At 68.6% G+C, this 23,897-nt stretch carries 26 protein-coding genes and 1 tRNA gene; 10 read left to right on the top strand and 17 right to left on the bottom strand.

The features are described 5' to 3' along the window. Positions 1 to 9 precede the first annotated feature (9 nt). Genes KUL97_RS12855 through KUL97_RS12840 form a run of 4 tightly spaced genes read right to left on the bottom strand, consistent with a single transcriptional unit; the run spans position 10 to position 9,130 of the window. Positions 10 to 1,578: an ATP-dependent RecD-like DNA helicase gene (locus tag KUL97_RS12855; protein ID WP_217797396.1), complete on the bottom strand. Its 1,569-nt coding sequence runs from the start codon at positions 1,576 to 1,578 to the stop codon at positions 10 to 12. Further along, entirely contained in the window at positions 1,575 to 5,195 is a 3,621-nt protein-coding gene (locus KUL97_RS12850) for a UvrD-helicase domain-containing protein (RefSeq protein WP_217797395.1), read from the bottom strand. The genes KUL97_RS12855 and KUL97_RS12850 overlap by 4 nt, the downstream gene beginning before the upstream one ends. Next, positions 5,192 to 8,449, bottom strand: a complete 3,258-nt coding sequence (locus KUL97_RS12845) for an exodeoxyribonuclease V subunit gamma (protein WP_217797394.1) — start codon at positions 8,447 to 8,449, stop codon at positions 5,192 to 5,194. Before KUL97_RS12845 ends, KUL97_RS12850 begins: the two co-directional genes overlap by 4 nt. Positions 8,450 to 8,452: 3 nt before the next feature. Further along, positions 8,453 to 9,130, bottom strand: coding sequence for a metallophosphoesterase (locus tag KUL97_RS12840; RefSeq protein ID WP_217797393.1), 678 nt, complete (start codon positions 9,128 to 9,130; stop codon positions 8,453 to 8,455). A gap of 92 nt (positions 9,131 to 9,222) precedes the next feature. Between KUL97_RS12840 and KUL97_RS12835 the strand changes: the two genes are divergently transcribed. Next, complete coding sequence (locus KUL97_RS12835) at positions 9,223 to 9,576, top strand: hypothetical protein (RefSeq protein WP_217797392.1); 354 nt, start codon at positions 9,223 to 9,225, stop codon at positions 9,574 to 9,576. A gap of 12 nt (positions 9,577 to 9,588) precedes the next feature. Here the strand turns inward: KUL97_RS12835 and KUL97_RS12830 are convergent, their stop codons facing one another. Both KUL97_RS12830 and KUL97_RS12825 read right to left on the bottom strand, forming a co-directional pair. Further along, positions 9,589 to 9,909 carry an MgPME-cyclase complex family protein gene (locus KUL97_RS12830; RefSeq protein WP_217797391.1) on the bottom strand — a complete coding sequence of 107 codons (321 nt, stop codon included), beginning with the start codon at positions 9,907 to 9,909 and terminating at the stop codon, positions 9,589 to 9,591. Continuing rightward, positions 9,906 to 10,655, bottom strand: a complete 750-nt coding sequence (locus tag KUL97_RS12825) for a pyridoxine 5'-phosphate synthase (protein WP_217797390.1) — start codon at positions 10,653 to 10,655, stop codon at positions 9,906 to 9,908. Before KUL97_RS12825 ends, KUL97_RS12830 begins: the two co-directional genes overlap by 4 nt. A gap of 127 nt (positions 10,656 to 10,782) precedes the next feature. Here KUL97_RS12825 and KUL97_RS12820 point away from each other — a divergent pair, with 127 nt between their 5' ends. Genes KUL97_RS12820 through grxD form a run of 4 tightly spaced genes read left to right on the top strand, consistent with a single transcriptional unit; the run spans position 10,783 to position 12,670 of the window. Further along, complete coding sequence (locus KUL97_RS12820; RefSeq protein ID WP_217797389.1) at positions 10,783 to 11,523, top strand: 1-acyl-sn-glycerol-3-phosphate acyltransferase; 741 nt, start codon at positions 10,783 to 10,785, stop codon at positions 11,521 to 11,523. A gap of 9 nt (positions 11,524 to 11,532) precedes the next feature. Beyond that, the gene (locus KUL97_RS12815; RefSeq protein WP_368656168.1) at positions 11,533 to 12,060 is read left to right on the top strand and encodes a hypothetical protein; all 528 of its coding nucleotides are present in this window, start codon (positions 11,533 to 11,535) and stop codon (positions 12,058 to 12,060) included. A 49-nt stretch (positions 12,061 to 12,109) separates the two neighbouring features. Beyond that, complete coding sequence (locus KUL97_RS12810; RefSeq protein ID WP_010303368.1) at positions 12,110 to 12,346, top strand: BolA family protein; 237 nt, start codon at positions 12,110 to 12,112, stop codon at positions 12,344 to 12,346. A gap of 3 nt (positions 12,347 to 12,349) precedes the next feature. Beyond that, on the top strand, positions 12,350 to 12,670 hold the full coding sequence (grxD, locus tag KUL97_RS12805; RefSeq protein ID WP_010303363.1) for a Grx4 family monothiol glutaredoxin: 321 nt from the start codon (positions 12,350 to 12,352) through the stop codon (positions 12,668 to 12,670). A gap of 15 nt (positions 12,671 to 12,685) precedes the next feature. Here the strand turns inward: grxD and KUL97_RS12800 are convergent, their stop codons facing one another. Beyond that, positions 12,686 to 12,952 (bottom strand): DUF6761 family protein, encoded by a 267-nt coding sequence (locus KUL97_RS12800; RefSeq protein WP_010303359.1) that lies wholly within the window; start codon positions 12,950 to 12,952, stop codon positions 12,686 to 12,688. Positions 12,953 to 13,033: 81 nt separating this feature from the next. On the opposite strand from KUL97_RS12800, the gene KUL97_RS12795 reads away from it, so the two are divergent. Then, positions 13,034 to 13,816, top strand: coding sequence for a response regulator transcription factor (locus tag KUL97_RS12795; protein ID WP_217797388.1), 783 nt, complete (start codon positions 13,034 to 13,036; stop codon positions 13,814 to 13,816). Here KUL97_RS12795 and KUL97_RS12790 read toward each other — a convergent pair whose 3' ends face one another. Both KUL97_RS12790 and KUL97_RS12785 read right to left on the bottom strand, forming a co-directional pair. Further along, on the bottom strand, positions 13,817 to 14,338 hold the full coding sequence (locus tag KUL97_RS12790) for a hypothetical protein (RefSeq protein WP_217797387.1): 522 nt from the start codon (positions 14,336 to 14,338) through the stop codon (positions 13,817 to 13,819). Beyond that, on the bottom strand, positions 14,335 to 14,631 hold the full coding sequence (locus KUL97_RS12785) for a hypothetical protein (RefSeq protein WP_217797386.1): 297 nt from the start codon (positions 14,629 to 14,631) through the stop codon (positions 14,335 to 14,337). The genes KUL97_RS12790 and KUL97_RS12785 overlap by 4 nt, the downstream gene beginning before the upstream one ends. A gap of 29 nt (positions 14,632 to 14,660) precedes the next feature. Between KUL97_RS12785 and KUL97_RS12780 the strand changes: the two genes are divergently transcribed. Next, a complete protein-coding gene (locus KUL97_RS12780) occupies positions 14,661 to 16,151 on the top strand; it encodes a glycoside hydrolase family 13 protein (RefSeq protein WP_217797385.1) in 1,491 nt (496 codons plus the stop codon). Between the two features lie 117 nt (positions 16,152 to 16,268). On the opposite strand, the gene crtH is transcribed toward KUL97_RS12780, so the two are convergent. The 6 genes from crtH to KUL97_RS12750 are packed head-to-tail and all read right to left on the bottom strand — an operon-like array spanning position 16,269 to position 21,308. Then, positions 16,269 to 17,840, bottom strand: a complete 1,572-nt coding sequence (crtH, locus tag KUL97_RS12775; RefSeq protein WP_217797384.1) for a carotenoid isomerase — start codon at positions 17,838 to 17,840, stop codon at positions 16,269 to 16,271. A gap of 28 nt (positions 17,841 to 17,868) precedes the next feature. After that, positions 17,869 to 18,201 (bottom strand): type II toxin-antitoxin system PemK/MazF family toxin, encoded by a 333-nt coding sequence (locus KUL97_RS12770; RefSeq protein ID WP_217797383.1) that lies wholly within the window; start codon positions 18,199 to 18,201, stop codon positions 17,869 to 17,871. Beyond that, entirely contained in the window at positions 18,198 to 18,446 is a 249-nt protein-coding gene (locus KUL97_RS12765) for an antitoxin MazE family protein (RefSeq protein ID WP_217797382.1), read from the bottom strand. The genes KUL97_RS12770 and KUL97_RS12765 overlap by 4 nt, the downstream gene beginning before the upstream one ends. Positions 18,447 to 18,478: 32 nt before the next feature. After that, positions 18,479 to 19,417, bottom strand: coding sequence for a cation transporter (locus KUL97_RS12760; protein ID WP_217797381.1), 939 nt, complete (start codon positions 19,415 to 19,417; stop codon positions 18,479 to 18,481). 37 nt (positions 19,418 to 19,454) lie between these two features. After that, positions 19,455 to 20,849, bottom strand: coding sequence for an FADH(2)-oxidizing methylenetetrahydrofolate--tRNA-(uracil(54)-C(5))-methyltransferase TrmFO (trmFO, locus tag KUL97_RS12755; RefSeq protein WP_217797380.1), 1,395 nt, complete (start codon positions 20,847 to 20,849; stop codon positions 19,455 to 19,457). 9 nt (positions 20,850 to 20,858) lie between these two features. Beyond that, entirely contained in the window at positions 20,859 to 21,308 is a 450-nt protein-coding gene (locus KUL97_RS12750; RefSeq protein ID WP_217797379.1) for a hypothetical protein, read from the bottom strand. A gap of 106 nt (positions 21,309 to 21,414) precedes the next feature. Between KUL97_RS12750 and KUL97_RS12745 the strand changes: the two genes are divergently transcribed. Next, positions 21,415 to 21,918 carry a hypothetical protein gene (locus tag KUL97_RS12745; protein ID WP_254896529.1) on the top strand — a complete coding sequence of 168 codons (504 nt, stop codon included), beginning with the start codon at positions 21,415 to 21,417 and terminating at the stop codon, positions 21,916 to 21,918. An 8-nt stretch (positions 21,919 to 21,926) separates the two neighbouring features. Continuing rightward, positions 21,927 to 22,697 (top strand): hypothetical protein, encoded by a 771-nt coding sequence (locus KUL97_RS12740; protein WP_254896528.1) that lies wholly within the window; start codon positions 21,927 to 21,929, stop codon positions 22,695 to 22,697. A 104-nt stretch (positions 22,698 to 22,801) separates the two neighbouring features. Here the strand turns inward: KUL97_RS12740 and KUL97_RS12735 are convergent, their stop codons facing one another. Together KUL97_RS12735 and KUL97_RS12730 are read right to left on the bottom strand one after the other, a co-directional pair. After that, positions 22,802 to 22,924, bottom strand: a complete 123-nt coding sequence (locus KUL97_RS12735) for a photosystem II protein Y (RefSeq protein WP_010303228.1) — start codon at positions 22,922 to 22,924, stop codon at positions 22,802 to 22,804. Between the two features lie 93 nt (positions 22,925 to 23,017). Next, positions 23,018 to 23,542, bottom strand: coding sequence for a gamma carbonic anhydrase family protein (locus KUL97_RS12730; RefSeq protein ID WP_217797377.1), 525 nt, complete (start codon positions 23,540 to 23,542; stop codon positions 23,018 to 23,020). A 126-nt stretch (positions 23,543 to 23,668) separates the two neighbouring features. On the opposite strand from KUL97_RS12730, the gene KUL97_RS12725 reads away from it, so the two are divergent. Next, positions 23,669 to 23,740: transfer RNA gene (locus KUL97_RS12725), tRNA-Lys, on the top strand. Positions 23,741 to 23,897 lie beyond the last annotated feature (157 nt).

Here is a 23,897-nt window from a genome sequence, read left to right as displayed (position 1 = left end):
GCGCTGACGCTAGGCGGGTGACGCCGGTGTGACCAGCAGCACCCGCCTCCGGGCCCGGGTGAGCCCGGTGTACAGCAGTCGCGGATCGCTGTGGCGGCTGGGGGGCAGTAGCAGCAACACCTCGCCGTATTGGCTGCCTTGGGCCTTGTGCACCGTGAGGGCCAGGGCTGGCTCCGCCCCCGCCAGCCGGGCCGGATGGAGCAGCCGGCCGCTGCTCATCCACACCAGCCGCTGGCCGTCGCGCTCCACAAGCACGCCAATGTCGCCATTGGCGAGCTCCTGTTCCGGGCGGTTGAGCCGGTTGAGCACCGGTGTGCCGAGGGGCCAGCGCTCCAGCGGCGCTGCCGCCGCTGGACCGAGCAGGGCCCGATGCAGGGCCTCCACCCCCCAGGCCCCCTGCCGCAGCGGGCTCAAGGCGATGCGCTCCTCCAGTGCCTCGAGCAGGGCCGCCCCATCGCTGGGGTGCAGCTGCTCCCCCTGCCAACGCAGCGTTTGGCACCGCTGGCGCAGCTGCTGTTGCTGCTCTCTCAGGGGCTGGAGCACCGCTGCCGGTAGTTGGGGCAGGGGGGCTTCCAGCCAGGTGAGGTTGGCCTCGGCGGGCAGCTGCTCGAGCTGCGGGCGCAGGGCCTCGAGTGGACCTGTAGCAGTCGGCTGTAGCTGGCGCAGGGCAGCAGCCAGCTCGGCGATGGCGCCGTTGTTGCGGTAAGTGGTGGTGAGCTCAACCACCGCGCCGCCGAGCTGCTCGCGGCAGTGGGGGCGACAGAGCTCCTCGAGCACCGCGCCGGTGCCCACCGGCGGCAACTGCCCTGCATCGCCCACCAGCAGCACCCGCGCCCGCTCGGGCAGGGCCTCGAGCAGGGCGGCCATCAACGGCAGATCCACCATCGAGAGCTCATCCACCACCAGCAGATCGAGCTCCAGCGGATGGCGTGCGTTGCGGGCGAAGCGGTTGCTGCCGCGGGCCTCGAGCAGCCGGTGCAGGGTGGAGCAGGGCAGCGGCTGCGCGCCGGTGAGGGCTGCGCTCAGGCGGGCGGCGGCTTTGCCGGTGGGGGCCGCCAGTTGCACCCGCAGCTGCGGCTCCCGTGCCAGGGCGGCCTCAAGCATCCGCGCCACCGTGGAGGTTTTGCCCGTGCCCGGGCCCCCGAGCAGCAGCACCAGCTGGCGCTCGAGCAGGGCCACCACGGCGGCCTGTTGTTGCGCGTCGAGCCCGGCTTGGGCCGCGGCGGCTTGGGCGGCTTGACGGGCGCTTGGGCTTGGGGCCTGGCTGAGGGGCGTGTTGGCGCGGGCGATCAGATCGCTTAAGCAGTGCTGGAGTTGCTCGTGCCAGCGGCGCCAGCGCAGCCAGGGGCCATCGCGCACCAACAGCGCCTCGGGTCCGTTCAGCCAGCCGCTGGCGGTCAGGGCCTCCAGGGCGGCCTCCTCCACGCTGTGGTGGCGTAGATCCAGGCCGAGCTCGCCCTGCTCCAGGGCCTCGAACAACGCGGCGATCAGCGGTTGCAGCAGGCGCGGATCCACCCCCGCTGCCGGGGGGAGGCGGCGCAGCAGGGTGTCCTGCAGGGCGGCGGCCAGGCTGCTCATGGCTGGCCCTCCCGCAGCAGGGCGTCGAGGGCGATCAGACGCTCCAGGGGTGGGGTGTCCACCACCACGCCGGGAACGCCCGCTTCGGGATCGGCCATCGGCCCCGGCACACCCCGCAGGAACACGTAGGCGTAGCCACCCAGATGGGCTGAGGGGTCGTAGCCCGGCAGCCGCCAGCTCAGGTAGCGGTGCAGTGCCACCAGATAGAGGTGCGCCTGGAGGGGGTAGTGGCTGCGGGCCATTAGCTCCGCCATAGCGGCCTGGCTGTAGTCGGCCGGGCCGCAGGCCAGCACTTGGCGCTGGCTGCCTTTGCGGCCCAGCCAGTTGCTCTTCCAGTCGGCCACCCACCAGCGCTCCTGCCACTGGAACACCAGATCGATCGACCCGGTGAGGAAGCCGCGGCTGGCCACCTGCAAGCTGCGCAGCTGGCGGCCGTAGTCAGCCCCGAAGGCGCCGCCCGGGTGCTGCTCAAAGGCGGCCGCGAGGCCGCTGCTGCGCACCAGCTGCGCCGGGTTGTCGTGGGCGAGGGGGAGATCGAAGTTGAGTTCGCTCAGCCAGCTGCCGCTCGTCAGATCCATCAGCCGGCAGGCCCCCAGGGCTCCGCCCAGGGGGCTTTGCACCAGCTGCACCAGCCCTGCCAGCAGCGGATCGATCAGCTCTGGCTCGAGGCCGGCGCGCTCCAGCTCCTGGACCAGCAAGGGGCGACTGGCTTCCGGGTTGCAGGCCAGCGCGCCGAAATCGAGTTGCTCGAGCATGCGGTGCAGGGCATCGCCGGGACCGGCGCCGCGGGGGAACTGGGCGAGAGGGCCCAGGGCTGGCCAGTGGGCGCTGGCAGCTGGCGGCGTGGCGGCCCCATCGCTGTCGTCGCTGGGGCTCAGGGCGTCGCTGTCGCGGCCCTCGTCTTGCGCTTGGGGGGGTAGGGCGGCGCCGGCATGGGCCCAGGCGGAATAGCTGGCCCGGCCCCAGCGGCTATCGAGGCTGCGGTTCGGGGTGGGGCCCAGCTCCAGCTCGCCCTGCTCGGGATCGGGCTGCCAGGGCCGCTCCGGCGGCGGTAGCTCGGCGGGATCGATCGGGTGCAGATCGGCCGGCTCCGGTTGCTCCAGCCAGGGGCTGAGCGGGTTGCCGGCTTCGGCGTGATCGGCGCCGGGCCAGGCGAGCACCAGCAGGTGTTGGGCGCGGGTGCAGGCCACGTAGGCGAGCCGTTCCGCCTCCTGCAACTGGTCCTGGTGGTCTTGGCGGGCGGCGGCGCGGCCGGGCCCCCAATAGGGATTGAGGTGGAGATCCAGCCGCGGCGCTGGGCCATCGGGCGGTAGCCAGCGCCGCCCGAGCCGTTGGCCACCGGCCTTCGCCGGCGCTGGGGCCTTCCAGAGATAGGGGCAGATCACCACCGGGTATTCGAGCCCTTTGCTGCGGTGCACGGTCACCACGGCGATGGCGGATTGGGCGGCATCGCTGCGGCAGAGATGGGCATCGGGGGAATCGCGCTCCTCCTGCAGGCGCAGGTTGCGCAGCCAATCGGCCGCCGCCACCGCCCCCAGCCCCTGGCTGTGCATCTGCTCCTGCACCAATTCAGCCGCCTGCTGCAGATCCGCGAGCGCTCGGCCCCGCAGCGACAGCTGCGCCAGGCCGTCGGCGGCGAGCAGCTCAGCGAGCACACCGGTGAGGCCGAGCCGCGGCAGCTGCTGCGCCCATTGGCTCAGATCCGCCGCCAGCTGATCCCAGTGCTCCGGCGGGCGGCTCTGCAGCTCCTCGGCCGACCAGCCCAGGAGTGGCGAGGCCGCCAGCAGGCGTTGGCGGCCGGGGTCGCCGGGGCTGGCGAGGGCATCGAGCAGGCGCTGCAGTGCCGTGGCCCCCACGGTTTCAAACACGTCGCCGCGGCTCACCAGCCGGCTGGGCAGTTGCCGCTGCTCCAACGCGGCCCGCAGGCTTTCGGCCTGGCTGTGGCGCCCCACCAGCAGGCAGAGATCACCGGGCGCCAACACCCGTTCACTGGTGCCCTGGCGCAAGATCAGCCGCCGCTCGAGCACGGCCTGGCACAGGGCCGCGACGCGGCTCTCGAGCTGGGATGGCTCCACCGGCAACAGCTGCAGCGGCGCTTCCTCCGGACTGAGGAGCAGCTCGCCTTTGTTGGCCTGGGCCTCCACTGCGGGCACCTCGAGGTTGGAGCGCACCAACCCTGGCCGCATGAGCGCATTCAGCCTCTCCACCAGGGCGGCGCTGGAGCGGCGATTTTCGATCAGGCCGTAGCGCTCGCCCGCGCTGGCGGCGGCCTGGCGGTAGGTGGCCAGTTCGCCGCCGCGGAAGCGGTAGATCGCCTGCTTGGGATCGCCCACCATCACCAGCAGGTGGCGGGAGCTGGGCCCGGTGAAGGCGCGCTGCAGGATCCGCCACTGGATCGGATCGGTGTCTTGGAATTCATCGATCAAGGCGGCGCGGTAGCGCTGGGCTACGGCCTCCAGCAACGGCGAATCGGCGTTGGCCTCGGGCCCCGGATCGAGGGCTTCGAGCAGCTGGCCGAACCCCATCTGGCCGCTGCGCTCCCGCCGGCGCTGCAGTTCGGCGCGGCCCCAATGGGCGAAGTGCAGCAGCGCCAGCTCCGCCGGCCCATCCACCAGCGCGGCGATCGCCTCGAGCAATGGCCGCTGCGGCAGCGACACCCCCTCGCCATGGGCCACCGCCGCCACCTTGCAGAAGCTGCCGGGGTGGAAGTAGCCGAGCAGATCGCTCTGGCTGAGCACCTCCTGATAGCTCGGGGTGCCTGGCAGGCCATCGAGCCAGGCCTGCACCCGCTGGAGCTTGTCGGGTTTGGCCTTGAGCCGGAAGGGTTTGTAGGGCAGCCCCAGGCTGTTGAGCTCGCTGGCCGCGGCGGCCAGATCCGTTTCCAGCAGCTCACTGCGCGCGTGCCACTCCTCCTGGAAGCGCTGCCAGCGCTGCGGCCAGAGGGCCTCCAGCTGGGGGGCCAGCGGGGCATCGGCCGCCAGGGGCGGCGGCAGCGGATCGAGCTCCAGGGCTGGATCGCCATCGAGGCTGCCCAGCAGCCCTGTGAGCTGCTCGGGGCTCACCTGCTTCTGGCGCAGGCCCGCCAACAACCCTGGCGGCAGGGGCAGCACCTGGCGGCTCCAGTAGTCGTGCACCAGCTCGGCGCGGCGTTCGCGGCCTTCGCTCTCGAGGCTCACCGCGGGCCCCAGGCCGGCTTCGAGGGCTTGGCGCTGCAGCGTGCGGCGGCAGAAGCCGTGGATGGTGGTGATATCGGCGCGATCGAGCTGCTCGAGGGCCAGGAGCAGGCGACCACGCAGCAGCGCTGGTGGAGTGGGGCCGAGGGCCTCAAGCCAGGCCGCCAGCGGCCCATCGCCCGGGGTAGCAGTGCTGCCGGGCTCCAGCAATTGCAGGGCTTCCTGCAGGCGGCGGGCGATGCGATCGCGCAGTTCCGCCGCCGCCGCATCGGTGAAGGTGACCACCAGCAGTTGCTCCACCGCCAGCGGCGCGCTGCCCTCACTGAGCAGGCGCAACACCAGGTGGGCCAGGGCGAAGGTTTTGCCCGTGCCCGCACTGGCCTCCAGCAGGCGGATGCCCGCCCCCAGGGGCATGGCATTGGCATCGAAGCGGCGGAGGCTCATCGCTTCTTCTCCTCCTGGCGCCGTTGCAACAGGGGCCCATGCAGCTGCATCGCCAGGGCCTGAAGCTCGGGGGTGAGCAGCTGCTCCAGGGGGAGATCGGCGCCGAAACACACCGCCTGCACCGGATCCTGCCGCTCACCCCGCAGCAGGGCGTTGCCTTCCCAGGCCCCCAGGGCTGCGCTCCAGCGGCGCTGCTCGCTGGCCGCGGCGTAGGCCCAGCCGGTGTCGGGGGGAAGGGGCCAGCAGCGCTCGCGGTGGGTGTGGTGCCACTGGCGCAGTTGCTCGAGCTCCTGCGCTGCCTCCGCCGCAGGCAGGGCTTCGAGGCGCTCCAGCACCCGGAAGCGGTGGCCATCACGGCCCACCAGGGCGGCGCCGCTCGGGGCTTGGCCGGCTGCACAGGCGAGCAGCAGCTCCAGCCAGAGCACCAGGCGCTGCGGGGTGCGCGGCTTAGCGCTATGCACCAACACCAGCTGGCGGCCGCGCCAGGTGAGCGCGCCCGTGAGCCCCTGCCAATGGGCCGGGCGCTGCTGCGCCTCGCCGAGCCCCTCCAAGCAGCTGCGCAAGGCCAGCCAGCGCTGCTCCAGCTGCTCCACCTCCAGGGCACCGGCGGCCTGGGGGGGCAGCAGGCCCGTGCCCCGCTCCAAGTGCGGCCAGTCGGGCAGCTCCTCAGGCAGGGGATCGAGCTGTTGGCGCAGCAGCGCCGCCCGCTCCCGTTCGCCCAGTTCGAGGGCATCGCGATCGAGCACGGGGTGATCGAACTCCCGGGGCCGCAGGCCCAGCCCCTCGAGCCAGCGGCGTTGCGGCTGCTCCACCCAGGCGCGCAGATCGCTCCAGGCCTGCTCGGCGGTGGCGGGGGGCTCTGCCGCTGGCGGCGGCATGGCGCTGAAGGCCAGCCCCCGCTGGGGCGCTGCGGTGCGGCCCTGCTCGAGCTGTTGGCGGGCCTGCAGCAGGCGGCGGTCGCAGCTGGCGGGCGGCCAGGGTTCGGCCGCCAGGAAATTGGCGCGCTCCAGGGGGTTGGCGCAGTGCACCCGCAGGGGCAGCTGCGGCAGCTCGCGGCTGAGCCACTCCAGCCATTGCCGCACCGGGGTGGAGGCCTCCAGGGCTTCGCCGGTGCGTTCATCGCGGTTGCTCCAGCTCACCACCAGGTGCTGCCGCGCCGAGAGCAGGCTCTCGAGCAGCACGTAGCGGTCTTGATCGCCGCTGTTGGGGTCGCCCAGCTGGCGCTGTTGCTCGAGCAGGTGGAAGCCGGGGCGCTGGCGCTGGCGGGGGAAGGCGCCGGCATCGAGGCCCATCAGCACCACCACCTTGTGGGGAATGGCGCGCATCGGCTCCAGGGCGCTGATGGTGAGGGCGCCAGAGCGGTGGCCGAAGCGGCCGCTGCCCTCGCTCAGCCGTTCGCCGAGCAGCTCTGCCACCACCGGCGCCGCCAGCTCCAGGGCGCTGGTGCTGGCCACCGTCTTCCAATCGGCCAGCACCGCGTGGAGGCTCTGCAGCTCCCAGGCCCGCTCGCCGCCATCGCCAAACAGGGTGTGCAGCAGCGGCCGCAGCCCCTCGATCCACTGCGTCGGTGTGCGCGGTGTGGCCAGCCAGCGCAGTTGCTCCAGTAGGGCGCGCAGCAGGCCGATCCAGCGCTCCTGTTGCTCGAGGCTGCCCTCCATCGCCAGAGGGGCGCACGCGCCTGGGGCCAGGCCGGGCCGCTGGGGCAGCACCAGGCCGAGCACCAGGCGATCGAGGGCCCATTCGAGGCTGTGGGTGCCATCGCCACCGCGATCGCGGGCGTCGAGCCCCCAGCGGAAGCCGGCCTCCTGCAGCACCCGGCTGATGGCCGCGGCGTCATCCCCCTCAAGCCCCTGGGCCCTGAGCAGCGGCGTGCAGGCGAGCAAGCGCTCCAGGGCCGAGGCGGTGAAGCGTTCCCCGCCGAGTTGCAGCAACTCGAGCAAGCCCTGGCTGATGCCCGCCTCGCTTTGTTGGCTGCGGTCGGTGAGGCGCCAGGGCAGGGGCACGCCGGTAGCGCCGCTGTCGCCGAACACGGCGCCCACCAGCGGCGCGAAGGCCTCCACCTGGGGGGTCATCACCAGGATGTCGCGTGGTTCGAGGCTGGGATCGGCGGCCAGCAGCTGCAACAACCGATCGCGCAGCACCTGCAGCTGGCGCAACCGGCCCGGGCAGGCGTGGAACTCCAGGGAGCTGTCGCCGGGGTGGGCCTGGAGCGTGGCGCCGGCTTCCCCATCGGCACTGCCGCTGGCCAGCCGTTCCTGCAGTTGCTCCAGCAGCGTGGGGGGGCGGCCCTGGTCGATCGCCACCGCCGCCGGTGCAAAAAACAGATCCCCTTCGCGCCATGGGCCCAGCTGGTTCTCGCCGCTCCCTTCGAGCAGCTGTTGAAATTCCGCCCCGAGCCGCCCGAAGCGTGCCTCCAGGCCCGGCACCTCCAGAAGCCAATCACTGCTGAGCGGATCACGGCTGCCGGCGGCGTCGCGCCGCTGCCACAGGTCGCGGCAAGGGGTGAGCAGGTAGAGCTCCACCGCCTGGCAGGCCGAGATCGCCTGGAGCAGCTCCACCTGCACCGGCGCCAGGCTGCTCAGGCCAAACAGGCGCAGGGGTTGGGGGCTGGTGGATTCAGGCCGCCAGCCCTGCTGCAGCCGGCGGATCAGGGCCAGGGCCCGCAGGCCGAAGGCTTCCCCGGGCAGGGCTGCCGCCAGGCGCTGCACCAACAGCGGCTGCCAGAGCAGCGCCGGCCCCAGCGCTTGGCCGCGGCCATCCACTGCCTGGCCCTGCAGCCAGGCCTCGAGCATGGCGGGGCGGTAGAGGCCGTAGTCGTCGATGGCATCGGCGATGGCGCGGGCCAGCTGCCAGAGGGGGCGATCCAGCTGGCGCAGTTGGCTGTGGCCTTGGCGCTGCTGCAGCCAGCGCTGCAGGGGGGCTGCTTCTGGGTGCTCCAGCAGCTCTGGCAACAGCTCGAGCAGGGGCCACACCAGGTTTTGGGCGCGCCAGGGATCGGGGCCTGTGGCGGGGGTGCCGCCGAGCCAGTGATCCACCAGTTGGCGCAGCTGGCTGGTGGGAAAGGGGAAGCGCAGGTTGGCGGCGATACCGGCGCTGAGGCCCGTGGCGATCTGCTCCCCCAGCCAGCGGCTGGTGGGCCAGGTGTTCACCACCACCTGCACCTGCTCGAGCGGGCCGGGCGGCTCGAGCTGCAGCTGGGCGGCCAACACCTGGGCCAGCAGTTCAGCGCGATTGCTGCGGTAGAGCGTGAGCAAGGCTCAGCCCAGGGCGGCGGCCGGCTCGGGGGAGCGGGCGCGGAAGCCCGGCAGGGGGCTGGCCTGTTCGGCCCGCAGGCCGGGCACCGAGAGCACAGCCTGGGTTTCAGGGCAGTAGGCGCTGAGGTCGCCGCCGTAGCAGGCGCCGGTGTCGACCATCACGATGTGGTGCAGCCGGCGCACATGGGGGCCGGGGGTGTGGCCGATCACCACATCACCGAAGCGGCCGTCGTAGTTCTGCCAGAAATCGAGACGCACCCGCAGGTCGGGCTGCCAGGTGCTCGGATCAAAGCCGGCATGGGTGGCCACCCAGCCTTCGCCCCAATAGGCCAGAGGCAGGTGCTGCAGCCGCTCGAGCCATTGGCGGCAGCGGCTATCGCCCAGCTGGCGGTAGGTGTCGCAGCCGGCGAGGCGGCGCTCGGCCTGCCAGTTGCCGCTCTGCAGACCGTTGATCAGGTCTTGTTCGTGGTTGCCCCGCAGCCACACGGCACGGCCTGATTCCACCAGGCTCCAGATGCGCTCCATGCTGGCGGCGATGCCCGGGCCGCGGTTGATCGCATCACCGCAGAAGATCAGCCGATCTCCCGCAGGAAGCTTCAAGAGCAACTGCTCCAGCGCATCGGCGCAGCCATGAACGTCACCGATCACCCAGTGATGGGGGCGGCGCTGGGGGGACGTCATACCGACGGCGCGTTGGATCCAGTCTTGCTCGTTGGTGGTGGATCTGTCATCCCTGCACCGCCGTTAACCTGCGCGCAACCACACCAGCGCCGATGGATAGCCAGCCCGTTGATCCGCGCACGCTCTCGGTGGGGCAACGGGTTTCGATCCTGGTGAAAGCGCTCGATGGCGCCAAACGCACCAATGAAGCCCTGGCCAACTGCAGCAATGGCGATCAGATGGTGGAGGTGCTGCTGGATGCCTCCCGCAAGCTCGGTCTTGGCCTCACCCGCGCCGAACTGACCCGCACCCCACCGATCCGCGACTGGATCTGGTGGAAGAACAAAGAAGCGCTGCTCACCATCGGTGATGCCAAACCCCGCTACCAGCAGGACGGCGATCAGGGCCGCCCTGTGGCGGCGACCGATGGCGCGCAACCGCGCAAGAAGTTTCTGGGGCTGTTCTGAGGCTTCAAGGCCTCAGGCCGCGCTGGCCAGGGCGTCGGGGATGGAGGCGCTGGGGGCTTCAAAGCTGCCCTTGGCCACGAACTCCAGGCGCAGCTTCATGAACTCGATGAACTTCGCGTCGGTGGACACCACAGCCGCGGCGGGCTGGGGCACCTGATCGGCAATCGCCTTGAGCTCGGGGGCGCTCAGGAAGGCGGGGCGCTTCACCAGCCAGAAATCGATCTCCTTGCCCTGTTCGCCGTAGTTGCGCACCCGCTCGCGCAGCACCTCATCGAGGGGCTCCTCCACGGTGAGGAAGGTCTCGCTGGCGGCCACGAAGTGGTACTGGGTCATGAACTGGTGCTGCCGAACAGGGGTTCCCGGCGGGGATTCTGAACTAACGCCTTCATCTGCCGCACCGCCTCCTCCAGCCCCACCGCCAGGGCGCGGGCCACGATCGTGTGGCCGATGTTGAGCTCCTCCATCCCCTCGATCGCCGCCACCGGCTCCACGTTCTGATACGTGAGGCCATGGCCGGCATTCACCCGCAGGCCGAGGCTGCGGGCGATGAACGTGCCCTCGGTGAGACGGGCCAGCTCCAGGGGTTGCTGCTGCCAAGTGGCTTCGGCGTAGGTGCCGGTGTGCAGCTCCACCCAGCGGGCACCGGTGGCGCGGCAGGCCTCGAGCTGAGTGGTTTCGGCATCCACGAACAGGCTCACGCCGATGCCGGCGTCCTGCAGGCGGCCCACCAGGCCTTTGAGCGGTTCGAGCTGGCCGGCCACATCCAGGCCGCCCTCGGTGGTGACTTCTTCGCGCTTCTCCGGCACCAGGGTCACCATGTCGGGCCGGATGCGCAGGGCGATCGCCTCCATTTCGGCGGTGGCGGCCATTTCGAGGTTGAGGCGGCTGCGCACGGTCTGCCGCAGCAGCTCCACGTCGCGGTCTTGGATGTGGCGGCGGTCTTCGCGCAGGTGCACGGTGATGCCATCGGCGCCGCCCAGTTCCGCCAGCAGCGCGTAGCTCACCGGATCGGGCTCCACGGTGCGGCGGGCCTGGCGCACGTTGGCGATGTGATCGATGTTCACGCCAAGGCTGGCCATGGCATCGGAGGCGGTTGCCCGGATCTTATGGATTCGGCCGCAGGGGGAAGTGCCTGCCCGGTGCTGCGCCAGAGCACCACCACCACTACGTTGACCCTTTGGAGATGGCCGTTCCGGCCGCAGAACGGTGGCCACGGCATCGAGTCAGCTGAGCAAGCGCGAGCAGAGCCTGTGCAACGGCATCAGCCCCTGGCTGTCGCCCCTGGCGATGCTGCTCACGCAAGACGTGGCCCTCAAGGGCTTTTTCCGTTCGCTCACGGTGCTCGGCACCGAGCATTTGCCCCACCACGGCCCGGTGCTGATGGCCCCCACCCACCGGGCCCGCTGGGATGCCTTGATGCTCCCCTACGCCGCCGGCAGGCGCGTGAGCGGCCGCGACTGCCGCTTCATGGTGACCCTCGATGAGATGAAGGGGCTGCAGGGCTGGTTTTTGCATCGCCTGGGCTGCTTCCCGGTGAATCAGCTCAAACCGCAAACCGCCAGCCTGCGCTTTGCCGTGGATCTGCTCGAGGCCGGCCAGCAGCTGGTCGTGTTTCCGGAGGGGCGGATCATGCGCGAACCCGGCCCGATCCGGCTGATGCAGGGGCTGGCGCGCCTGGCATTGCTGGCCTCGGCCCATGGCTTGCGGGTGCCGGTGCTGCCGATTGGCATCGCCTACGGCCGCGCGATTCCCCGCTTCGGGGACCGGGCGGCGCTGGCCTTCGGGGCGCCGCTGCATGTGGAAGGCCACGGCCGTGAGGCGGCGCGGCGCTTCAGTGCGCAACTGGCGGAGGCGATGGCCGCGGCGGAGCGTCAGGCCCTCGAAGCGGTGGGCCGCAGCGCCGCCGAGGGCGGCTTTGCAACGCCCGTAGAGTTTTCCAACGTCTGACTTGTTGCCGTGCGCCGGCCGATCGCCGCTCTTGCCCTCAGCGCCCTGGCGTTGATGACCCCCTCTCTGCCGGCTGTGGCCCAGCAGGAGCCCGAGAAGGTGTTGGCCTCCGCCAGCTCCGGCCTCAATCTGGCTTCGGTGCAGGCCAAGGTGGCCCAGGGCGACGCCGCTGCCGCCGCCGGCAAGCTCAATGAAGCCAAGAGCGATTACGACCAAGCCTTGGAAGCGGCCAGTTATCTGGTGAGCGCCTACCGGGGTCTCTCCGGTGCCTTCCGCGGCCTCGATGCGCGCATCCCCCGCGAGATGGATCAGAAGGGCCGGGAAGCCACCGAACTGCAAGCCAACATCGAGCTGCGCCTGGCAGCGTTGCTGCGCCGCATGAACCAGCCCCAGGTGGCGGTGCCCCTGCTGGTGCGCGTGGTGCAGCGCATGTCGCCCACCAGCCCCCAGGGCCAGAAGGCTTATCAGAGCCTGCTGGAGCTGGGCTTTGTGGCCACCCCATACAACGCAGTGAGCGCCACCCCGGCAGCCCAGTGAGGGCGGCGCCTACATTCGCTCGCTAGCCCGCTTCGCGACTCTCCAGTTCATGGTCCATCCCGACCAGGTGCGAGCTGCCATCACCCAGGCGCTGCCCGATGCCCGTGTTGAGGTGGAAGACCTCACCGGCGGCGGCGATCACCTGCAGGTGACGGTGGTCTCCACCGCTTTCGACGGCCTGAGCCGCGTGAAGCAGCACCAGCTCGTGTACGGCGCCCTGCGCAGCGAGCTGGCCAGCGAGGCCATTCACGCCCTGGCCCTGCAGACCTCCACCCCCACCGCCTGATCCATGGACGCCTCCACCCAGCAACGCATCGAACAACTGGTGGGCAGCAGCCCGGTGTTCGTGTTCATGAAGGGCAGCAAGTTGATGCCCCAGTGCGGCTTTAGCAACAACGTGGTACAGATTCTCAACTCCCTGGGGGTGGCCTTCGAAACCTTTGACGTGCTCTCCGATATGGAGATCCGTCAGGGCATCAAGGAGTTCTCTGACTGGCCCACCATTCCCCAGGTGTACGTGAACGGCGAGTTCATCGGCGGCTCCGACATCCTGATCGAGATGTACAACTCCGGCGAGCTGCGCGAAAAGCTGGCCGTGGCCCTGGCCTGAGCCTGCGGGGCCGGATCAGTTCCGGCCCGTTTCGTACAAGGTGCTCATGTCATCGCCGGGGCCGATGAAGCTGGAGGGATCCATGATCCAGCGATCCACCAGCTCCTCCAGGCGCCGCTGGGTGAGGGCATCGAGCACCGCCGTTTTGCGCAGGGCGTGCAGGTAGCCGTCGGCGTAGAGGCGCAGCTCAGCCGGGCTGTGATAGCGGCTCGCCAGTGACTGGCAGGCATCACAGAGGGATTGGAAGTGGCGGATCGCGTCGGGGTGTTGCAGGGCGGTCATGAGCGGACCGGTTGGGACAGCTGGCAAGGCATCGCCTGATACCACTCTGGCCAGGAAAACAGGGATAGCGTAGGCAGAATCATGGAGAACCAGGTGGATTCCTCCGCTGCCGGCTCCACACCCCCTGGGGCCGAACCAACCCTGAAACGCGTGTTGGTGGTGGATCCCCACCCCACCCTGCGCACCGTGTTGGCCCAGCGCCTCCGCCAGGACGGCTATCTGGCCGCGGCGGTGGCAACAGCCTCGGAAGCCGTGGCGCTCTGCGAGGAGCTCACCCCGGACCTGTTGGTGGCCGCCGAGCTGCTCGAAGAAACCACAGCCTTGAAGCTGGCGGCCCAGCTGCGCTGCCCGGTGATGGTGCTCACGGCGCGCTCGGGCTCCGAGCCTGTGGTGTCGCTGCTCGATGCTGGCGCCGATGAGGTGCTGCGCAAGCCCTTCGGCCTGGAGGAACTCGCGGCCCGTAGCCGTTCGCTGCTGCGCCGCAGCCGCAGCGGCCTGCAGGAGCGGGTGTGCGTAGGACCGTTGGAAGTGCATCTGCTGCTGCGTCAGGTGACGCTGAGGGATCAGCCCGTGGAGCTGAGCCCCCGGGAATTTGCCCTGCTCTGTGCGTTGTTGATGCCGCCCGGGGTGGTGCGCAACCGCAGCGAGCTGCTGCGCATGGCCTGGCCACCGTTCAGTGGTGGGCCTCGCTCTGTGGATACGCAGGTGCTCACCTTGCGCCGCAAGCTCGAGCAGGCGGGCCTGGGTGAGGGCGGTGGGATCGAAACGGTGCGGCAGCAGGGGTATCGCTTCAGTTTGGATACGATTCCGGCGGAGTCAGTCGCGTCCGACGCCAGCCGGGCTGCCCTACCAGCGCTGCCTTGATCAGCGCTGCAGCGTCATCAGCCCAACCAAGGCTTCGGCTGCGAGGCCTAGAGCGCACAAGACAGCGAGGAGCTGATACGTCCACGGTGGGCTGATCCGGCCGATGGAGCTTGTGCTCAGACCACTTGCCTGGCTGAAGCGGCTCAGGAAGTCTTCGAAGGCTTGCACCCGCTGGGGGAGCAGGTAGGCCGATCCGTCTGCTGTGCGCACGTAAAACACGCGGCCGCCCTGGCTTGTGGTTACGGGGGTGAGGCCGGTGATTTGCTCCCAGTTCAGTTGCCACCCGCGGCGCAGCAGCCAGGAGCACCAGGCAGGATGGCCCACGCGGATGCCGGTGTCGCTGAGTTCCACCTGCTCGCTTACCAAGGCCAGGATCAGCGCCAGCCCCAGGGGCAGAGCGGCCCACAGCCAGACCACCAGCTCCGGTGGTGCGAGCAGCGGCAGGGGCAACACCAGCGCCAGATAGAGGCTGATCAGCGTGAAGCGGATCAGCGGTGCCATCGGGTAGCGCTGGAGGCTCATCGATCCTCTGGCGAGCCGGGCAGGGGTTCGATCAGCTCGGAGGGCTGGTAGCGGCCACTGAACACCTCGTGCTCTCTGCCTTTCCAGAACTCGCCCAGCCGCATCAGATCCGCGTGGGCTTCCTGCAGCTTCTCCATGTAATCCTGCGGATCCATGGAGGCCCGTGCCTCCTTCAGCTTGGTGAGGCGCAGCAGCTGCAGCATCCAGGGCTTGCCCAATTCGCCGCGCTGCTCGAGATAGCGCGCCAGTTCAACGGAGCTGAGGTTGGCATCGCCAGGTGTGGGGGCGGCCATGGAGCTCTGGAGGCAAGTTGAGCCACCTTATGGAGAGGCATGGGGCTGGTGTGAGTACGGATGTCCGCGGGGGCCTGGCTGATCCGCCCGCCTGGGTGGCGGATGTGGTGGTGTGCCAGATCTTTCCGGATCGCTTCCGCCGCAGCGGCCGCGTGCCTGCGCAACAGGGGCTGGCCCTGCAGCCCTGGGGCACATCGCCTGATGGGGTGGGGTTTCAAGGGGGTGATCTTTACGGCGTGATCGAGGGGCTCGATCATCTGCAGGAGCTCGGCATCACCTGCCTGTACCTCAACCCCATCTTCAGTTCCGCGGCGAATCACCGCTATCACGCTTACGACTACTTCCAGGTGGATCCCTTGCTGGGTGGTGATGCCGCCTTCGATGCCCTGGTGGTGGAGCTGAAGAGCCGTGGGATGCGGCTGATTCTCGATGGTGTGTTCAACCACTGTGGCCGTGGCTTCTGGGCGTTTCACCATCTGCTGGAGAACGGTGCCGCCTCGCCGTATGCCGATTGGTTCATCACCGAGCGCTGGCCGTTGAAGGCGTATCCGGCCGCTGGTGAGGCCTGCGGCTATCACAGCTGGTGGTGTGATCCGGCGCTGCCGAAGTTCAACCACGCCAACCCACAGGTAAAGGAGCACTTACTTGCAGTGGGTGAGCACTGGCTACAGCGCGGCATTGATGGCTGGCGGCTGGATGTGCCTGATGAGGTGGAGCCGCCGTTCTGGCTGGATTTCAGGCGGCGGGTGCGGGCTGTGAACCCCGAGGCCTGGATCGTGGGAGAGATCTGGGGGGATGCGCGCGAGTGGCTAGGCGGTGCGCATTTCGATGGGGTGATGAACTACCGCATCGCCTGGAGCACGTTGGGCTGGGTGGCCGATGGACGGTTGCAGGAGGGCCATGCCCGCGAGTCGATTCCATACGGCTGCATCAGCGGAGAGCGCTATCGGGAGGTGCTGTTGGAAACGCTCAGCTGGTACCGGCCGGAGGCGAATCAAGCCCAGCTCAATCTGCTCGATAGCCACGATGTGCCCCGGGCGCTGCACATGCTCCAGGGCGATGTGGATGCGTTGAAGATGGCGCTGGTGTTGCTGTTCTGCCTGCCTGGGGTGCCGTGCGTGTACTACGGCACGGAAGCTGGATTGAGCGGTGGGGCTGAGCCGGCCTGCCGGGAGGCCTTTCCCTGGGGGGATCCAGGTGATTGGCCGCAGGATCTGCGGGGGTTCATTGCTTCGTTAGCTCAGCTGCGCCGTGAGCAACCGGCCCTGCGTGGTGCTGAGCTGAAGGTTGAGCGGCTGCCAGGCCCCTATGTAGAGCAGGGATTACGTCTATGGCGCCGTGATGCGGGCGGCGCGTCATCGGTGGAGCTGGTGGTGAACCGCAGCCGCACGCTGCCGTTACCGCTGGCTTCTTCAACCGGGGCCGTTCTGTGGCCCCCAGAGTTGGCGGGCGGGGCACTGCCCGCTGTGCTTCAACCGCAGACGGCGTTGGTTCTGATGTCGACTGCCTCTCACCGCTGAGCGATTGCGGTGAGCTCAGCAGCTACGAGTTCGAGGAATCGCCTGTGGAGGGATGTGGGGTTGAGCTAGACAAGTGTTCCCGCTCGAAGCGCTCGAGCCGGACTTGTGTTGCTCTGCTTAGGCCGGCAACGCCCAGGGGTTGAGCCCCAGATCAGCGCCAATGCGGTGGGCGCAGGCGAAGCCGCTGAAGGCCACGGCGTTGAGGCCCTGGCCTGGGAAGCAGGAATCGCCCACGCAGTAAAGGTTTTGCAGGCCGGTGCGGTTGAAGGGCATCGGTAGGAGCCCCGGCAGCCGCAGGGCTGGGATCGGGCCGTAGCTGCCGCCCATCCGGCCGAGGAAGCGGCGGTGGGTGCGGGGGGTGCCGATCTCTTGATGGTGAATTGCATTGCCTAGGCCCGGCAAAATCGCCTCAAGGCGTTGCACCAGGCTGGCTGCGTCAGCTGCTTTCTTGGTTTTGTAGGCGGCGGGGCTGAGATCCTTCCAGGCCTGGATATCGCTGGGAGTGAAGGTGTGCACGATGTGCCGGCCCTCCGGTGCCAGGGAGGGATCGAGCAGCGTGGGGATCGACACGAAGATCACCCCCTGCTCGCTTTCCATCTCGGCCCAGTCTTCGAGCAGCAGGTGGTGGCAGTGGAAGCCTTCGGGGATCACGGCTGCATCCACGCCGAGGTGCAAGGAGAGGAAGGAGGGCGAGGGTTTGTAGCGGCGGCGCCAGGTGGTTTCGGCCTTGGGGGTGTGGGCAGCGTCCACCAGGGCGGCGTTTCTTGGGCGCTGCACGTCTGCGCTTTCCTGCTCGGTTTCAAACGTGTCCCAGCGGGTGGCGTTGCTCACCACGCGGCGGGCGCGGATCTCTTCGCCATCGGCCAGCCGCACGCCCACGGCCTGGCCGTTCTCGATCAGCACCTTTGTGACGCGAGCCCTGTAGCGGATGGCGCCGCCATGGCTCTCCAAACCGGCCACCAGCTTCTCGGCGATCACCCCAACGCCTCCCTTGGGGTAGTTGATGCCGCCGGCATGGCGATCGGAGAACACCATCCCCGCATTGATCATCGGGGTGAGATCGGCGGGCATCACGCTCCAGCAGAAGCATTCCATGTCGATCAGCTTGAGCAGCTGTTCATCGCGGATGTGCTTGCGGGCTACATCGCCCACGTTGAACGGCAGCCAGCGCGCCAGCCCGAGGCAAGCCCAGGGTGCGCGGAAGAACACCTTGGCCAAATAGGCCGGATCCTCGAGCGAGAGCAGTGGCATCGCATCGAGGCAGTTGAACACCTGCCAGCAGGTGTCATAAAACGCGCGGATTCCCTTGGCTTCGTGGGGGAACAGCGCAGAGAGCCGGGCGATGAAGGCCTCGTAGTCGCGGTCCACCGCCACGTTGAGACCACCGGGCAAGTGGTATTCGAGCTGGGCCGGATCGGGCACCGTGTCGCAGTGCTGGCCCACATCAGCCAGGGCGCGGGTTAGCAGGTTGGTATGGCCCTTCTCACCGAAGCCGAAGATCATCGAGGCCCCCACATCAAAGGTGTAGCCCTCGCGCCGAAAGCTCCCTCCCGAGCCCCCCGGGATCAGGTAGCGCTCCAGCACCAGCGTTTTTGCGCCCTTGGCGGCCAACTGCGAGGCGGTGACCAGGCCGCCGATGCCCGAGCCGATCACGATCACATCCCAGGTGGGGGCAGGGGGTGTCGTCACCGGGGAGAGCTGTTCGAATGGGGCGACCCTAGGAGCCGGCCAGGCCCAGAAACACGATGGCGCTCTGATTGAGCCGTTGCAGATCGCTGCGTTGCAGTACGCCGATGCACTGCCCAAGCCGCCGCCGCGACACCGTGGTGATCTTGTCGACCATCAATCGGCTGGCGGCCGTGAGGCCGTTGGTGGGAGACGGTTGCACCAGGACTCGAAACAAGGGCAGGTCTGTGGGATCAGTGGTGAAGGCGCAGATGGTCACGGAATCCGTCCCGTCGAAAGCGTCGTGCTGCAGGATCACTGCCGGTCTCGGCTTGCCGGTCACGTCACCGCCGCCTGCCACCGTCCAGATCTCGCCCCGTTTCACAGCTCGTCCAGCTGGTTCACGCTGTCGATGAAGGCTTGATCTTGATTGGCAAGCGCACTGCGGCTGGCGGAAAGCGACTGCTGATGAGCCGCTGCTGCAAAAAATTCTGAGCGCGTGTCGGGAATCCAGATCTGCACCGGCCGCATGCCCTGGTTGCGCAGCCTTTGGCGATGGGCGGCAACGCGCAGCCGCGCCTTACTCGGCCCTGGGTCGCGGTTTTCAGGGGGGGACGGTGGCTGAACCATCGAGGTCGCCGAGGTCTGGTGTCTGTTACATGTTACGCGGAAAACGGCGCCTGCCCCGTGAGGATCACCTCGGTGCGCACCGGGCCCAGCAGTTCAGCGCAGCGCTGGTCGATGCGTTCCCGCAGCCGATCGAGCCAGGCACCATCCACCGGCATAGCGGGGTTGAGATAGGCCACCACAAAGGTGGTGCGCCCCACCTTCATCACGGTGAGATCGAGCAGCCAAGCCGACATGCCGCTGAGCAGCTCCTGCACCGCCAGCCGCGTGCGCTCGATCAACGCAGGTTCACAGGCAGCCCCGGCGCTCTGCAGCAGGGCACGCCAAAACTGTTGCAGGGGCTCCGGCAGCACCACCACCGCCAGCAACAACACGAGCACCGAATCCGCCACGGGCACCAGGGGCCGCAGTGGGGTGGGCTCCAGCAACGGTGCCCCCAGCAGGGCTGCGCCCGCCACGCCGCTGATCAAGCCATCGATGCGGGCGGCCCGGGCTTCGGTGCGCAGCAGTTCACTGCAGCGGCCGCTGCGCTGCCAGTCGTGCTCATGGCGCCAGGCCAGGGCGAGGCAGAGCACCACCATCAAGCCGGCGTAGGCCGCCACGGGTTTCAGGTGCACCGCCGCCACGGCGTGGCCGGCCAGGTGATTCACGATCGTGGTGCCCGCCGTCACCACCGCCACGCTGAGGATGCCGATCAGCACCAGCGAGCGGAACAGCACATACAGCGCCTCCTGACCGTCGTAGCCGTAGGGGTAGGCGCGATCCGGGGGGCGCACCACATTGGCGCCGATGCGGGCGGCAATGAAGCTCGAGGCCGCCATCACACCGGAATAGAGCCCGTCGAGCAGGAGCGCCTCGGAGCCTGAGAGGGCGTAGACGCTGATGCCCATCGCCGCCATCAACAGGCTCGCAGCTACACCGATCTGCAACGAACGGCGCTCGATCCGGCGGGCGCCGGCTGGGGCGGTGGGCATGCAGCCTCTGCTGTTATCTCGGTGCTAGCACCGTTGCTCAGGCTGGAACGAGCGCTTCGGGCCGTACTGGGTTTGCCGTGAACGGCGCCAGATCCTCTAGGGCCCGGTCGCGATAGGCCCCATAGCGGCGGCGCTTGTCGCGGATGCGCTCGGGAAGTTCGGGTAGCAGGCCGAAGTTGGGGGGCATCGGCTGGAACTTCTCGCTCGGGGCTTCGGCGATGAAGTGGGTGAGAGCGCCGATCATCGACGTGGCGGGCAGCTGCAGCGGCTCAAGGCCGCGGGCCAGGCGGGCGGCGTTGGTGCCAGCCAACCAGCCACCGGCCACCGCCGCCGCATAGCCCTCGGTTCCGGTGATCTGCCCAGCGGCCAGCAACGAGGGGCGTTGGCGGAACTGCAGGGTGGGATCGAGCAGTTGCGGTGCCTCCAAGAAGGTGTTGCGGTGCATCACCCCGAAGCGCACGAACTCGGCGTTCTCCAGGCCCGGAATCATGCGCAGCACCCGTTTCTGCTCGCCCCACTTGAGGTTGGTCTGGAAGCCCACCAGGTTCCAGAGGCGGCCGTCCTTGTCTTCCTGGCGCAGCTGCACCACGGCGTAGGCGCGCTTGGCGCGGCGCACGTCGCGGTCGTTGACATCACCCCAGCGGGGGTCCCACAGGCCGATCGGCTTGAGCGGGCCGTAGCGCATCGTGTCCTCACCGCGGCGGGCGAGTTCTTCGATCGGCAGGCAGCCCTCGAAGAAGGTGGCGTTCTCCTTCTCGAAATCCTTGAGTTCGGCCTGCTCGGCGGCCAGCAGCGCCTCGCGAAAGGCGAGGAACTGCTCCTTGTCCATCGGGCAGTTGATGTAATCGGCGTCGCCCTTGTCGTAGCGGGAGGCGCGGAAGGCCACGCTCAGATCAATGCTCTCGCCCTCCACGATCGGGCTGGCGGCATCAAAGAAGTGGCAGTCGGCCCGGCCGGTGAAGGCGCGCAGCTGCTCGGCCAGCGGTTCGCTGGTGAGCGGGCCGGTGGCGAGCACGGCGATCTCGCCGAGGCCCGGCAGTTCGGTGTGCTCGCGGCGCTCCACCGTCACCAGTGGGTGCTGCTCCAGCGCTTCGGTGAGGGCGGCGCTGTAGCGGCCGCGGTCTACCGCCAGGGCGCCACCGGCGGGCACGGCGTGCGCATCGGCGGTGCGGATCACCAAGGAGCCGAGGCGGCGCAGTTCCTCTTGGAGCAGACCAGCGGCGCGGTCGCTGCTCAGCGCCCCGAAGCTGTTGCTGCACACCAGCTCGGCGAATTCGCTGCTGTGGTGGGCCGGGGAGCGGCGGATCGGGCGCATCTCCACCAGGCGCACGGGCACGCCCGCGCTGGCGATCTGCCAGGCGGCCTCCGTGCCAGCCAGGCCAGCACCGATCACCAACACCGGAGGGTTGCCGTTGCTCGTTCCGGCCTGCATCGCGCCTGTTCAGCTCACATCCACGAAGTTCACCGTGGCATACACCCGATCCCAGATGTGACCCGGCCCGGCCAAGAGGATCGTGAAGGCGTCCTCTTCCGGGGTGATGGTGCCTAGCATCTGATCGGTGCCATCCACGCTCCACATCAGGAATTCCTTGGCCCAGGGGTCCACCATGCCGATGTACTCCTGGGTGTAGGTGGTGCCGTCTTTGTTGAAGGTTCGTGTGGCGCTGAGTTGCCCGTTGGTGAGAACGTCGAAGTCGAGCCGGTAGTTACGGGCGTCGCGGAAGGTGTTGTCACCCCCGGCGTTGATGATGTCGTCGTTGTCGACGTAGCTCATGCTGTGGTAGCTGGGCCGCCAGTCGCCATCGGCGAGGTAGTTGTTCCAGCGGCGCAGTTCGCGGCTGAAGCGGCGGTTGCTCCGGGCAACGGTTTTGATTGTGTCCTTGGCAGCCAAGGTGTGCGTGCGGATGCGCTCACCGTGACCATGGGCTGCATGCGCGTCAACTTGACGCGGGCTTCGCCGCTGGTCAGGTTTCGGGAATCAGATCCCGTGGGTGGCGATGAAGCGATGGTTGCTCTTGTGGGTGGGTGCAGGGCTCGCCTGCAGCGGGTTGGGCTGGTGTGCGGCGCAGGCGCAAACGGAGCGCCTCTACAGCCTCGACACCACCTGCAGCCTCGGTCAAGGCAAACCGCAGCCCTGCCAGGTGGAGGCGGTGGAGGTGGGTGAAACCACGGAATACCGCCATCAGTTGGGGGCCCGCACGATCAGCTACCGGATCCTGGATGATCCCTACGTGCGCATTGAAGGGCGCAAGTCGGCCGGTGCCCCCTGGACCAGCGTGCGCAATGCCTGGATCAACTTCAGCACCAACGAGCTCTGCTTCAACAACCGCGCCTTCTGTGTGGTGAATCCCACCTTCCTGGCGGATGTGAAGGCGGAGGCGCAGGGGCCGGCCTTTGAGGGCCGCGAAACCGTGGGGCTGGCCTTCGGTGAGGGCGGCCGGGTGGATGTCGCCTGCTTTGACAACGGTTGCCGTCGCCTGTTGGAGGCCATTGGACGATGACGATTCGGATGCGTGGTGTTGCCCTTGGTTTGGGGTTGGCGTTGTTGCTGCAGCCGCTGGAGCTGCTCGCCGCGGTGGAGATCCCGGCGGCGGTGGAGATCGCTCGTGGGGGCGGCGGGCGCGGCGGTGGCGGACGTGGCGGTGGTGGTCGCGGTGCCTCCCGCGGTGGCAGTGGTGCCCGCACCGGGTTTGCCTCGTTCAGTGGCGGTAGCAATCGCAGCAGCCTGCGCCTGGACTCCAGAGCCGCGGACCGCAGTGGGCGCGTTGACACGCGGCAGGGGAACCGAACCGATCGCACCGATCTGCGCCAGAGCAATCGCAGCGATCGGGTGAATGACCGCAATCGCACCCGACGCCAAGCGATCAACACCTGGGACCGCAACCGCCCCAACTGGGTGAACACCAACTGGAGCGTGAATCGTCCCTGGCGCTACGGCTGGTATGGCGGCTCCACCTGGAACAACTGGGGCTGGTGGCCGGGCCGGGCCGCTGCCTGGGGCCTGGGCAGCCTGGCCACCTTCGCGGTGATCGACAGCCTGGTGGACAGTGCCGTGAGCAACCAGACCACCTACATCGTGGTGCCAGACTCGGATTACTCCCTCTACTACAGCTCTGTTCAGGTGTCGGGTGATCTGGTGACGTTCCAGGCCGACGACGGCTCGAACACCCTCACCTTCCGCGCCGATTGCCGCTCGGGCACGCTCAACGGTTATCCCCCGCAGAACGCCGACGAAGCCCAATTGCTCAATGCGGCCTGCCAGGTGGCCTTCGGCCAATGAGAGGCGGCTTCAGCTGGATGGGCTGATCATGCAAAAGCCCCCGCGAGTGCGGGGGCTCTGCAGTGCGCCGGTGGTGAACAGGCCGGCGAACGCGTTGTCGGCGATCAGCCGTTGGCACGCTTGAGCATCATTTGCAGCTGGCCCACGGCAGCGCGGCCGATGTTGAACACGGCCCAGCCAGCGGCCAGCGCGATCGGGGTCACAACGAGCAGGAGCCGGGCGTCCATGACTGGGCGTTACGTAGGAGCGTGTGCTGATCTTACGGACCATCCCAAGGCCCCCGAGCGCAGCACCAGGCAGTTGACTGAATTCGCAGCAATTCAGGCCGCCGAAAAGCCGGGATCGCTGGAGCGGCCCGCATGGGCCATGGCCAGTTGCCGGTAGCGGCGGGCGTGATCGCGCTGCTCCGCTGCCTGCTCCTCGCTCAGTTCCCGCTTCACCTGGGCCGGTGCACCCATCACCAGAGCCCGGGCTGGCACGTTTTTGGTCACCACCGATCCGGCTGCCACCAATGCACCAGCCCCCACGGTGACGCCGTTGAGCACGATGGCGCCGATGCCGATCAGGCAGCCGTCATCCAGGGTGGCGCCATGCACAACGGCCCGATGGCCGATGGTCACGTCGGCGCCGATCGTGACTGGTTGGCCGGGGTCGCCATGCAGCACGGCCCCGTCTTGCACGTTGCTGCCCTCGCCAATCGTGATCGCGCACACGTCGCCGCGGGCCACGGCGGTAGGCCAGAGGCTGGCCCCAGCGGCCAGGCGCACATCGCCGATCAGCACGGCCGAGTCGGCCACCCACGCATCGGGATGCACCGTGGGCTGAGGCCAGGGCTGATCAGGCATGGCAGGCAGGCACGAGGCAGCTTCGGCCCACCATTCTCGGCGCGGTTGGAGGGCGGACCCTCCGGGTGATACGTTCACGTGGTGCCCGAAAGGGCCACCCCCGAACCTGGTTCTCCAGCTCCGGGCGGGTCGTTAGCTCAGCGGTAGAGCACTCGGCTTTTAACCGATTGGTCCTGAGTTCGAATCTCAGACGACCCATTTCTTGAGATCGTTTGGACTGCAAGGGTTTGACCCTGCGGCGCAAGGGGTTTCAGGGCTTCTGAAGGCACTCCACTCCGGGCGAAATGAGTCCGGGTTGATTCGCCGAAAACCGTAGTTGTGTCATTTCCTTGGGACTTGTCCCAAGGAATCCACT

The sequence above is a fragment of the Synechococcus sp. HK05 genome, from assembly GCF_019104765.1.
Taxonomy (GTDB): Bacteria; Cyanobacteriota; Cyanobacteriia; order PCC-6307; family Cyanobiaceae; genus Vulcanococcus.
Note: the sequence above shows the minus strand (reverse complement) of the source record. Positions and strands in the feature narration are given on the sequence as shown.

Bases quoted from the DNA above. Each gene is read 5' to 3' on its own strand.
- KUL97_RS12730 (WP_217797377.1), bottom strand. From the start codon at position 23,542: ATGCCTGATCAGCCCTGGCCTCAGCCCACGGTGCATCCCGATGCGTGG.
- KUL97_RS12840 (WP_217797393.1), bottom strand. From the start codon at position 9,130: ATGACGTCCCCCCAGCGCCGCCCCCATCACTGGGTGATCGGTGACGTT.
- trmFO (WP_217797380.1), bottom strand. From the start codon at position 20,849: ATGCAGGCCGGAACGAGCAACGGCAACCCTCCGGTGTTGGTGATCGGT.
- grxD (WP_010303363.1), top strand. From the start codon at position 12,350: ATGGACGCCTCCACCCAGCAACGCATCGAACAACTGGTGGGCAGCAGC.
- KUL97_RS12850 (WP_217797395.1), bottom strand. From the start codon at position 5,195: ATGAGCCTCCGCCGCTTCGATGCCAATGCCATGCCCCTGGGGGCGGGC.
- KUL97_RS12825 (WP_217797390.1), bottom strand. From the start codon at position 10,655: ATGGCCAGCCTTGGCGTGAACATCGATCACATCGCCAACGTGCGCCAG.
- KUL97_RS12810 (WP_010303368.1), top strand. From the start codon at position 12,110: ATGGTCCATCCCGACCAGGTGCGAGCTGCCATCACCCAGGCGCTGCCC.
- KUL97_RS12740 (WP_254896528.1), top strand. From the start codon at position 21,927: ATGCGTGGTGTTGCCCTTGGTTTGGGGTTGGCGTTGTTGCTGCAGCCG.
- KUL97_RS12855 (WP_217797396.1), bottom strand. From the start codon at position 1,578: ATGAGCAGCCTGGCCGCCGCCCTGCAGGACACCCTGCTGCGCCGCCTC.
- KUL97_RS12830 (WP_217797391.1), bottom strand. From the start codon at position 9,909: ATGACCCAGTACCACTTCGTGGCCGCCAGCGAGACCTTCCTCACCGTG.
- KUL97_RS12735 (WP_010303228.1), bottom strand. From the start codon at position 22,924: ATGGACGCCCGGCTCCTGCTCGTTGTGACCCCGATCGCGCTGGCCGCT.
- KUL97_RS12760 (WP_217797381.1), bottom strand. From the start codon at position 19,417: ATGCCCACCGCCCCAGCCGGCGCCCGCCGGATCGAGCGCCGTTCGTTG.
- KUL97_RS12745 (WP_254896529.1), top strand. From the start codon at position 21,415: ATGAAGCGATGGTTGCTCTTGTGGGTGGGTGCAGGGCTCGCCTGCAGC.
- KUL97_RS12790 (WP_217797387.1), bottom strand. From the start codon at position 14,338: ATGAGCCTCCAGCGCTACCCGATGGCACCGCTGATCCGCTTCACGCTG.
- KUL97_RS12785 (WP_217797386.1), bottom strand. From the start codon at position 14,631: ATGGCCGCCCCCACACCTGGCGATGCCAACCTCAGCTCCGTTGAACTG.
- KUL97_RS12800 (WP_010303359.1), bottom strand. From the start codon at position 12,952: ATGACCGCCCTGCAACACCCCGACGCGATCCGCCACTTCCAATCCCTC.
- KUL97_RS12780 (WP_217797385.1), top strand. From the start codon at position 14,661: ATGGAGAGGCATGGGGCTGGTGTGAGTACGGATGTCCGCGGGGGCCTG.
- KUL97_RS12835 (WP_217797392.1), top strand. From the start codon at position 9,223: ATGGATAGCCAGCCCGTTGATCCGCGCACGCTCTCGGTGGGGCAACGG.
- KUL97_RS12795 (WP_217797388.1), top strand. From the start codon at position 13,034: ATGGAGAACCAGGTGGATTCCTCCGCTGCCGGCTCCACACCCCCTGGG.
- KUL97_RS12765 (WP_217797382.1), bottom strand. From the start codon at position 18,446: ATGGTTCAGCCACCGTCCCCCCCTGAAAACCGCGACCCAGGGCCGAGT.